We start from the raw sequence: 9,716 nt of genomic DNA on the forward strand, positions 1-9,716 counted from the left end.
GAGCCTACATTCCACTGTTGACATGTCGCTAGTGGAGGTTCTACTTTCGACATGTCACAACAGGAATGTCACTAAGGAGCCCCGGTGCTCGGCTACCTCCGCACCTTCCTTCCCTGGATCGCCTTCGCCGTGATCAGCACGCCGCACGACTCGCGGTACGGCGCGCTCGTCGGCGCGGTCCTGGCAGTGGTCCTCCTGGCGGCCGACCGCCGGGGCGGCAAGCCCTGGGACGCGCTCATCATCGAGGCGACCTCGGTCGCGTTCTTCGGCGCGCTGGCCATCGCGGCGTTCACCGTCGCCAAGGCCCCGCTCGGCGCGTACGGATCGGCCGTCTCCGACGAGTGGCTCGCCCTGGTCGCGTGGGGCTCCCTGGCCGTGCGCCGGCCCTTCACGCTGGGCATCGCGCGGACGATGACGCCGCCGGAAGTGCACGACAACCCGCTGTTCTACCGGGTCAACGCGGTGATCACGGCCGTGTGGGCGGCGGCGTTCACCGTGACGGGCGCCGTGCTGGCGCTGCTGGTCCAGGTCGCCCCGCACGCCACGACCCTCGTCATCCTCGTCAAGGTCGCCGGCTTCGTCCTGCCCGCGCTGTTCACCGCCCGCTACCCCGCGACCGTCGCCGCCCGCCACCGGCCCGTCGCCCAGTGAGCGGGTCGGCCCCTACCCTTCATCACCTGGCGAGCGCGCCGGCCGCACGGCCGGCCGAGACGGAGACGACGATGAACCTTCCAGACTACCTCAGCGGGCTCAAGGCCCCGGTCGCCGACGAGACCGACGCCGTCGACCTGCCGGTGACCGGCGTGCTGCCCGCCGACCTGACCGGCCGTTACTTCCGCAACGGCCCCAACCCGCTGCCCGGCCGCGACCCGGGGCACTGGTTCGGCGGCGACGGCATGCTGCACGGCGTGCGCCTGCGCGACGGCCGCGCCGAGTGGTACCGCAACCGCTGGGTCCGCACCCGCAAACTCGAGGGAGCGCGGTTCGTCGGGCCGGAGGGGGTGGACCTGACCGCGACACCGGCCAACACCAGCGTCATCCGGCACGCGGGCCGCATCATGGCGCTGGTCGAGGTCGGCCTGCCGTACGAGATGACGCCCGAACTGGACACGGTCGGGCCCTGCGACTTCGGCGGCCGGCTGACGACCGCGATGACCGCCCACCCCAAGGAGGACCCGGTCACCGGGGAGTTGCACTTCTTCGGGTACGGGTTCGCGCCGCCGTACCTCACCTACCACCGGCTCTCCGCGACCGGCGAACTGGTGGAGAGCCGGGGCGTCGACGTCCCCGGACCGACGATGATCCACGACTTCGCCGTCACCGAGCGGCACGTGCTCTGGCTCGACCTGCCCGTCGTGTTCGACCTGGAGCTCCTCGGCTCTGGCATGCCGTACCGCTGGGACGAGGCGTACGGCGCGCGGCTCGGCGTGATGCCCCGGGGCGGCGGCGCCACCCGCTGGTACGACATCGACCCCTGTTACGTCTTCCACGTCGGCAACGCGTACGAGGACGCGCGCGGGCGGATCGTCCTGGACGCCGTCCGGTACGCCCGCGGCGGCTTCGCCGCCCTCTGGTCGGGCAGCGGCGGCAGCCCCGACCCGGCGGCCTCGGCCGCCGCGAGCGGCGGCGCGTACCTGCACCGATGGACGCTGGACCCCGCGACCGGCGCGCTCAACGAGGAGCCGCTGGACGACCGTAACGTGGAGTTCCCGACCTTCGACGAGACCCGGCTGGGCCGGTCCAGCCGCTTCCTGTACACGGTGACGGACGCCGCCGTCGTCAAGTACGACGCCCGCACCGGCACCTCCCGCGTCCGCGACGTGGGTGGCGTGCCCGGCGAGGCGGTCTACGTGCCCGCCCCCGACGCGAGCGCCGAGGACGACGGCAGGCTGCTGTCCATCGTCACCGACCGTTCCGGCGACGGCTCGGAGCTGCTCGTGCTCGACGCCGCCGACCTGGAGTTCGTCGCCTCCGTACGGTTGCCGCGCCGCGTGCCGATGGGCTTCCACGGCCGCTGGATCGAGGACTGACGGCTCCGTCCTCTCCGTGGCGGGACCCGATGCGAGGCGGGTCGGCAGGTGTCCGACCGGTGCGCCGGCCCGGTGGCCGGGCGGAAGGCTCGGTAAGGGCCACCGCCGACCCGGTGATTCCCCCGGAATGAGGGGAATCACCGGGCTGTCCACGAGCCTGTCCCCGAGCCTTCTGCCCGCCCCCCCATCACGGACCACTCCCCGCGGCGGCTCAGTGCGCTCGACGGCCGGGGGTCTTCCGATGGACCGTCCCGCCCGGGCGTACCGGCCGGCCTTCTTCCGTACGACGGGGGACGGGTCGTGGTCCCGCGAGCGGGCCAGGGCGGCCGCCGCGTCCGGGCCGCCGTGCGCGTACCGGAAGACGAGTTCCACCGTCCTCGCCCGGACGTGCGGATCGGAGTCCGCGGCCAGTAGGCGCATCGCGCGCGGCAGTACGACGCCCGGGCGGGACGAAGGAGTCCTGCTTGCAGCGGTCGCTTTCCCGGTCCCGCGGCCGACCGCGTCCGACCAGCCCGGCCCGAAGACTCGGCAAAGCCGCCGCCGACCCGGCGATTCTCCGGAAATGAGGGAATCGCCAGGCGGCCCGTACACCTAATTCCCGAGCCTTTCGCCCGCGACCACGCCGTACGGACAACGCGAAACGGCCCGGTCCCGACGGAGTCGTCGGGACCGGGCCGGTCGTGCGCTCAGAGCCGTGGTTCAGTGGGCGCGACGCGTGCCACCGCGAGGCTTGCGGTGCGTGCCCTTCGGCTTGGGAACGGCCTTCACGTTCCGGTTGGTCGCCTTGCCGAGTCGCACCTGGGTGAGCAGCAGCCCGAACGCCACGAGCAGCGCGGCGAGCCACGCGGCCTGCGTGCTGGCCAGCTTGTCGAACGTCAGCTCGTTCGTCCCGTCGGCGGCGTTCTGCATCGACTGCGAGTTGCCGGCGTTCTCGATGAGCGGCGCGGTGGACGGCACCTGATTCGTCTGGCCCTGCGTCTGGTTCTGCTGTCCGACGTTCGGCAGCACCGCGCTGTTCTGCGGCGCCGTCTGCGGCGTGCTGTTCGCCCCGGACGTCGTCCCGGAGTTCAGGTTCCCCGACGGAGTCGTCGTCGAACTCGACCCACTACTACTCGACCCGGACGACCCGCTATTACCACTGCTCGATCCGCTCGAGTGCGTAGCCGTCGGCTTCGGCGTAGACGACTTAGACGGGGTCGGCTTCTTGGCCACCTTGACGGGAGAGGAAGCGGAGTTATGGATTGATCCGGAGAAAGCGTACGCCGACACCGTTACCGTTCCACCCGTGGTCAACTTGGATGAGACGGTGACCGTAAGGTCGACGTTCTCGCCTGAGGAATCCACAGTCCCGAGCTTGCAGAGCCCTCCTGCCGCCATGGTGCAGCGAGCGCTGATGGAACCCGGATCCGCGCCGAGACTCAATCTGACGTCATCGACGGGGGTCTTTTCGCTGTAGACATGCGCCCTGTACGAGACCGCGCTTCCCGCGTAGAAGGTGCCACTGCTCCGCAGCGTGAGCGTCACATGCAGCACTGGCGCCGGTGTGGTCGGCGATGGAGAAGCTGACTCGGTGCTCGTGCCGTCCGTCGGTTTCGAACTGGCCGTGTGCCCGGACGTTGTCGGCTTCGAGCCGGAGGGTGATACGGAGGGTGATTGGGAGGTGTCGTCGGCCGCGAGGGCGGGTGGGGCGTTGCCGACGATCAGGACGATACCTGCGCCGAGAACGATGACCAGCGGGTTTCGTGCCGATCGTGCGAGCACTGCTCACAACCTCCCCATCGCACCGCAAAGACGCCCACCCCGGCTTACCCCGGCTCGGTGGTTATGAATCATGCGATCACGTGAAAGCCGATCAATCAACCGTGCTAACGAGGTTATATCGCAGCAACCTCTAGATGAGCTCTTGGTGAAGCCCGGTGATCTCGTCGCGAGAGACCCATGCCTGGTAGACGCCGATGTCCACCCGCTCCAATTCGAGAGCGGCGGCGACGGGGGCACGGCCGCCGCTGTACTCGACGCGTACCCAGCCCTCGTGTTCGCCGATGACGACGAACGGCTCTCCGCGCCAGGTGCAACGGGTCCGCAGGTAGCGCAGGCTCTCGACCTCGTCCTCGCGGACGATTCGCAGGAACCGGCCGGGCCCTATCTCGGTGAAGCCTTCCGCCGGGCCGGCGGAGTACAGCCGGACCTCACCGTCGACACCGGGCACGGCGTCGTAGTCGCCGCCCTGCCATCGAGCGACGTAGCCGTCTCTGTTCACTTCTCGTTCTCCCACACGAGCCGGTCCGCGTCGTACCTCGCGACGAAGCGCTCGGACCCGTCACTGCTGATGGCGTACATCTCCGAGCCGTGCGGCAGCCTGAAACTCTCGACCTTGTACTCGGGGATGCTGCCCGCGCTGCCGGAGGCGAAGCCGTCTCCGGTGAACGGCGGGGCCTCGACGACCCAGCCGTCCTCGCCCCACTCCTTGAGCGCGTCTTCGGACGTGCCGCCGAAGGGCGTGCGGTAGAGCCCCGCGCGGTACGCGGGCCACCGGATGACGTGCACCTCGGGGTCGTCGGCGGTGAAGGGCGCCCCGTCGCGGATCAGGCCGAGGCATTCGTACAGCCGACGCGGCGTGTTGAGGTCGATGACGTCCGGAACGCGGTACACGAAGCCGGCGACCCGGTCGTACGCCTTCTCGAGATACCAGGGGACCTGGTCGTGGGCCACGACCTTCTGCATGATCGTGAACCCGCTCTCCGCGGCGGGCGGTGCGGCCACGGGGGGCTGCGGCGCCGGCTCCGAGAGCGGGGCCGCCTGCGGTTCGGCCGGCGGCACCTCGGCCGGGGCGCTGGGCGCCTCCACGACCGCCGCGGGCTCCGGCTGCGGCGTGACCGGTGCCTGCGGCGCCTCGGCCGTCGCGTCCTGCGGGACACCGCCGGGTGCCGCCTCGGGTGGCGGCGCGGCGGACCGGCCCGCGATCGCGCCGATCTCCTCGGCGGACAGCGCGATCTCGATCGGGGTGCCGGGGTTCACCGACACGTCCCAACTCGGCTCCGGCCACGCGGCGATGAGGTCGGCGAACTTCGGCATGACGAAACCCGTCGTGCCGACCGCCTCCTTCATCCAGTCGAAGGAGGTGAACACGAGCACCGACGTTCGGCCGCGGACCGGGACCGCCGACCACGGGAACGCCGGGTCGTTCGGCGGGGTCTGCACCGTCGGCGGCGTACGGCTCCACACGGGCAGGAACACCGACGCCTCGAGCAGCGCGGTGAGACGCATGGCCGGGTCGTTCCGGGCCTCGAACAGCCGCCGCTCGGCGTCGTTCTGCGCCGGGAAGTCGCTCGTGAGCCGCTCCGCAGCCGCGTCGTCGACCTGCCGCGACAGGGCGATGATGCGCTCGCCGGGGATCGTGGCGCCAATGGGGGAGCCGTCGTTGATGACGAGGTCCCACGCCGGGTCCGGCCAGAAGCGCAGGACCTTGGCGAGGTCGGACAGGACGAACGAGTGGCCGCCCATCGCCTCGCGCATCCGGCTCGGTCCGGTGAACAGCGGGACGACGGTACGCCCGCCGGACTCACGGGTGAACCACTGGAAGCCCGGCCGCCCAGGGCCCAGCATGAGGTCGCCGCCCTCCACCATGGGCACCCAGATCTGGCGTACGCCCAGGAGCGTTTGGAGGAAACCGTCCCGGTCGTCGCGCGCGGCGGCGTCGTACAGCAGGCGCTCTTCCTCGTCCAGCGGGACGAACTCGACGCCGGCCGTGAAGTGGGGAGTGAGGGGCGCGTCGGAGGACGGCACCCGGGCGTCCGGCCCGGCGGTCGCGTCCGGGGACGGCTCGGCGGCGGCGGCCGCCTCGTCGGGGCCGGCGGGCATCGGCTCGTCACCGGAGATGACCGGTTGCGGCGCGGTCTCGGCCAGGGGCGGCGTGCCGGGTGCGGGCGGAACCGCGCTCGCCGTGGCGTACGAGGGGTACGACCGCGTGCCGTCCCCGGACGGCGGCGCGGCGTCCGGGCCGGGTGCCGGCGCGGGACCGTCCGGCGGCGCCGAGGGAGTACCAGGCTCGGGCGCGTCCGGCGCGGGCGGCGTTCCGCCGGGCACGGGCTGATGCACGTCCGGCCACGAAACCGTCGGCACGTCTCCGGCCGGTGCCGGGGCGAAGCTCGGATCCGGGCCCTGCGACTCGGCCGGTTGTACGGGTGCGGGGGCGTTCTCCGCGGCGGGGGGCGCCGGCGGGGCGGCGTGCCGGTCGGCCGGCGCGGGCTGCGAGGCGGGCGCGTCGTACACGCCGGACGCGGTGTGCACGTCGATGATCGTCGCGGGCCAGGCCGTGGTCGGCGCGGAACCGGCGTCGTCGCCGCCCGGCACGGCGTGCGCGCCGGTGGCCGGGCCGTTCCCGCCCGGGATCGCGTGCGAGCCTCGATCACTGTCCTGGTCACCGGGTGCGGGGTGACCGCCGGTGGCAGGGCTGGTCCCGTCCGGGACCGGGCGCGGGTCGAGCCCGGTGTCCCGGCCGCCGGGTGTGGGGTGGCCGCCGGTGGCCGGGTCGGTGCCGCCCGGGATCGCGTGCGGGTCGAGATCGGTGCCCTGACCGCCGGGCGCGGGGTAACCGCCGGTGGCCGGGCCGGTCCCGCCCGGAATCGCATGCGGGTCGAGCCCGGTGTCCTGGCCGCCGGGTGTGGGGTGGCCGCCGATGGCCGGGTCGGTTCCGTCCGGGGCCGGGCGCGGGTCGAGCCCGGTGTCCTGGCCGCCCGGCGCGGTGTGCGGGCCGGTGTCGTGGCCGCCCGGCGCGGCGTGCGGGCCGGTGTCGTAGCCGCCCGGCGCGGCGTGCGCAACGCCTTCGGCGTCGTGCCCCGCCGGGGCGGTGCCGGGCTCCGGAGCGGGGACCGGCTGAGCGGCCGGGGTGGGAGCCGTCTCCTGAGCGTGCGGTCGCTGCTCGGCCCTCACCTGGTCCGCGGTGATCTGGTTGAGGAACCAGGCGGGCAGGTAGGCCTCGATCGGCAGCCCGGAGTTGACCGCGAGCCACCAGTCGGGGTCCTGCCACGACTGCGCCATCTCCACCAGCGACATCCGTACGAATTGCTCGTAGCCGGGGCCGAGGTGGCGGCGCGCCGACTCGACGGACGTGTAGGCGAGCACGTGGGTGCGCCCTTCATGGACGCTGGTCGGCCACGTGAACGCGGGCTGTCCGGAGGCGTTGGGCTCGGTCTGCGGCACCGGGACGACGAGCTCGGCCACGCTCAGCAACCTGAAGTAAGCGTTCTGGTCCCCAGCGCGCAGCACCTCGCCAAGCTGCTGCTCCAGTTGGTTAGCGGGCTCCCATGTGTCGGTCATTGGCCACCCCCCGGAAGCTCTTTGCACAAGGTGTCCACCGTACCGGGAGCAAACCGGCGGTGCGCACGAGTACCACCAGTCGACCGGACCAATCAGGACTAATCGGTATCATTCGCCACTTTTGGTCAGGTTACACGCTGCCGTCTCACCAGTGCTCTGCCGCCCCGTGCACGGGCCCGCCTCCTGCGGTCTTGCCGTCGGCGGGACTCTCTTCTGAGAGCCGGCCGCGCCCGGCTGGCCTCATCCGGCCGATCTCACCGGTCGGCCGCGCCAAGAGCCGACCGAGCCCGGCCATCCACCCCGGTCGGCCGCAGGGGCCGACCGCCCCGGGCCGACCGCCCCGGGCCGACCACACCGGGTCGGCCGCACGGGCCCGGTTGCATCGGGCCGATCGCATCGGGGGACGGCACCGGGTCGGCCTCAGCGGGACAGTCGGCGCAGGGCGGTCAGCAGGCGGTCGATGTGCTCGTCGGTCGTGCCGATGCCGATGCTCGCCCGCAGGGCGCTGCCGTCACCGTCGCCGCAGCCGCCGTCTCCCGCGCCGACCAGCCGCCGGACGAGCGGGTGCGCGCAGAACTTCCCGTCGCGGACACCGATGCCGTACTCCTCGGAGAGCGCCGTGGCGACGGCACGGGACTCGCGCCCCTCCACGACGAACGACACGATGCCGACGCGCGGATGCCGGTCGCCCCACAGCGACAGCTCTCGTACGCCGGGGATCGCCGCCAGCCCCGTCCGCAGCCGCGCCAGGAGCCGCTCCTCCTCCGCGACGAGGGCGTCCCAGTCGGTCAGCGCCTCGCAGGCGGCGGCGAGGGCGACGACGCCGAGGACGTTCGGCGTGCCGGCCTCGTGCCGCTGCTGCGGGTCGGCGGACCAGGTCACGTGCTCGCCGACGCTCGCGGTGGCGCCGCCGCCCAGCAGGTACGGCTCGGCGGCGCGCAGCCAGTCGGCCCGGCCCACGAGGCAGCCGGCGCCGAACGGCGCGTAGAGCTTGTGCCCGGAGAAGGCGACGTAGTCCACGTCGAGCGCGCCCATGTCGAACGGCCGGTGCGGGACGAGTTGCGCGGCGTCCACCGCGATGCGGGCGCCATGGGCGCGGGCGACGGCGGCGAGCTCGGCGAGGGGCCACAGTTCGCCGGTGACGTTCGACGCGGCGGTGACGACGAGCAGGCGCGGCCCGGCCGGCGCCGCGGCGAGGGCCTCCCCGGCGGCCGTGACGGCCGCGGTCGGGGAGTCGGGGGCGGCGAGCCGTACGACCCGGTGGCCGCGCCCCCAGGGCAGCAGGCTCGCGTGGTGCTCGGACTCGAAGACGACGACCGTGGTGCCGCGCGGCAGGGCGTGCGCGAGGAGGTTCATCGCGTCGGTGGTGTTGCGGGTGAACACCACGGCGTCCCGGTGCCAGGCGCCGACGAACTCGCGTACGACGCGACGGGCGCGTTCGTACCGGTCGGTCGTCACCTGCGACGCGTAGCCCGCGCCGCGGTGCACGCTGCTGTAGTAGGGGAGGGCGGTGTCGAGCGCGTCGCGCACCGCCTCCAGACAGGGCGCGCTCGCCGCGTAGTCGAGGTTCGCGTACGAAACGGTGCCGCCACCGGCCACGGGGACGGGAACGCCCGCGCCGACGACACGAAGAGTGGGACGGGCGACGGCGGGCAGATCGAGCACAGCGGACAACACGCACCTCCAGCGGGGCCTGGGACCCCGCGAGGGGTCCGCGCTTGTCCGGCACGGTCGTGCCGGACCCGGTCATCACCCGGGGCACCCCGCCACGGACGGAGGGTTGCCGGCCAGCAAGCCGGGGCTCAACGCTGGCACTCGTGACCTGATCGGAATTATAGAGCACCGTCCGGACTCTGCCTATTCGCGATCGCATGACCGCTTCCGTGCGTCTAATAGCGGCAGGGAACGTCGAAGGGAGCGGACGATGCGGAGTGGATGGCGGTGGCCGGTGGGGGCCGCGCTGGTGGCGGTGTGCGCGGCCGGCTGCGCCGTCGGGACGAACAAGGGCCAGGTGTGCGGGGACGCCGTCAAGGCGGTCGGGACCTACAACGCGACGCTCAACCGCATCTCGCCGGACGACATCACCGGATGGAAGCAGGCGGCGGCGACCCTCGCCACCCGGTTCGACGCGCTCGCCCGCGAGTCCGACGACCGGAAGGTCAAGCGCACGCTGAGCGGCATGGCCACCGAGTGGCGGGGCGTCAGCACCAGCATGAGCCCGCGCGACATCTCCGGAATGCAGGCGGCCGTCCAGCGGCAGCCGGCCGCCCTCGCCAAGGCCTGTCACTGAGGCCGCCGGCCAGGTGAAGGTAACCGAGCTGCACCCGCCTCACGGCGCTCGCCTCGTCTTCACCGGTGCAGGTGCGG

At 72.7% G+C, this 9,716-nt stretch carries 8 protein-coding genes and 1 riboswitch; of the genes, 4 read left to right on the forward strand and 4 right to left on the reverse strand.

Annotated elements, in window-relative coordinates; genetic code table 11:
* Positions 1–84: 84 nt before the first annotated feature.
* Together AB0K82_RS40490 and AB0K82_RS40495 are read left to right on the forward strand one after the other, a co-directional pair.
* Entirely contained in the window at positions 85–651 is a 567-nt protein-coding gene (locus AB0K82_RS40490; RefSeq protein WP_364407792.1) for a hypothetical protein, read from the forward strand.
* 71 nt (positions 652–722) lie between these two features.
* On the forward strand, positions 723–2,030 hold the full coding sequence (locus tag AB0K82_RS40495) for a carotenoid oxygenase family protein (protein ID WP_364407795.1): 1,308 nt from the start codon (positions 723–725) through the stop codon (positions 2,028–2,030).
* Between the two features lie 699 nt (positions 2,031–2,729).
* On the opposite strand, the gene AB0K82_RS40500 is transcribed toward AB0K82_RS40495, so the two are convergent.
* On the reverse strand, positions 2,730–3,038 hold the full coding sequence (locus AB0K82_RS40500) for a hypothetical protein (RefSeq protein ID WP_364407798.1): 309 nt from the start codon (positions 3,036–3,038) through the stop codon (positions 2,730–2,732).
* 28 nt (positions 3,039–3,066) lie between these two features.
* On the opposite strand from AB0K82_RS40500, the gene AB0K82_RS40505 reads away from it, so the two are divergent.
* On the forward strand, positions 3,067–3,486 hold the full coding sequence (locus AB0K82_RS40505) for a hypothetical protein (RefSeq protein WP_364407800.1): 420 nt from the start codon (positions 3,067–3,069) through the stop codon (positions 3,484–3,486).
* 435 nt (positions 3,487–3,921) lie between these two features.
* Here AB0K82_RS40505 and AB0K82_RS40510 read toward each other — a convergent pair whose 3' ends face one another.
* The 3 genes from AB0K82_RS40510 to AB0K82_RS40520 all read right to left on the reverse strand — a co-directional run bounded on the left by AB0K82_RS40510 (position 3,922) and on the right by AB0K82_RS40520 (position 9,014).
* A complete protein-coding gene (locus AB0K82_RS40510) occupies positions 3,922–4,290 on the reverse strand; it encodes a hypothetical protein (RefSeq protein ID WP_364407802.1) in 369 nt (122 codons plus the stop codon).
* Complete coding sequence (locus AB0K82_RS40515) at positions 4,287–7,349, reverse strand: SseB family protein (protein WP_364407805.1); 3,063 nt, start codon at positions 7,347–7,349, stop codon at positions 4,287–4,289. The genes AB0K82_RS40510 and AB0K82_RS40515 overlap by 4 nt, the downstream gene beginning before the upstream one ends.
* A 420-nt stretch (positions 7,350–7,769) precedes the next feature.
* Positions 7,770–9,014 carry an aminotransferase class V-fold PLP-dependent enzyme gene (locus AB0K82_RS40520; protein WP_364407809.1) on the reverse strand — a complete coding sequence of 415 codons (1,245 nt, stop codon included), beginning with the start codon at positions 9,012–9,014 and terminating at the stop codon, positions 7,770–7,772.
* A 44-nt stretch (positions 9,015–9,058) separates the two neighbouring features.
* Positions 9,059–9,172: riboswitch (SAM riboswitch) on the reverse strand.
* Positions 9,173–9,273: 101 nt separating this feature from the next.
* Between AB0K82_RS40520 and AB0K82_RS40525 the strand changes: the two genes are divergently transcribed.
* Entirely contained in the window at positions 9,274–9,639 is a 366-nt protein-coding gene (locus tag AB0K82_RS40525; RefSeq protein WP_364407807.1) for a hypothetical protein, read from the forward strand.
* Positions 9,640–9,716: the final 77 nt, after the last annotated feature.

It is taken from the genome of Actinoallomurus sp. NPDC052274 (genome assembly GCF_040679475.1).
Taxonomy (GTDB): Bacteria; Actinomycetota; Actinomycetes; order Streptosporangiales; family Streptosporangiaceae; genus Actinoallomurus; species Actinoallomurus liliacearum.

Excerpts from the sequence above, each read along its gene's own strand:
- AB0K82_RS40495 (WP_364407795.1), top strand. The coding sequence starts at position 723 with ATGAACCTTCCAGACTACCTCAGCGGGCTCAAGGCCCCGGTCGCCGAC.
- AB0K82_RS40515 (WP_364407805.1), bottom strand. The coding sequence starts at position 7,349 with ATGACCGACACATGGGAGCCCGCTAACCAACTGGAGCAGCAGCTTGGC.
- AB0K82_RS40525 (WP_364407807.1), top strand. The coding sequence starts at position 9,274 with ATGCGGAGTGGATGGCGGTGGCCGGTGGGGGCCGCGCTGGTGGCGGTG.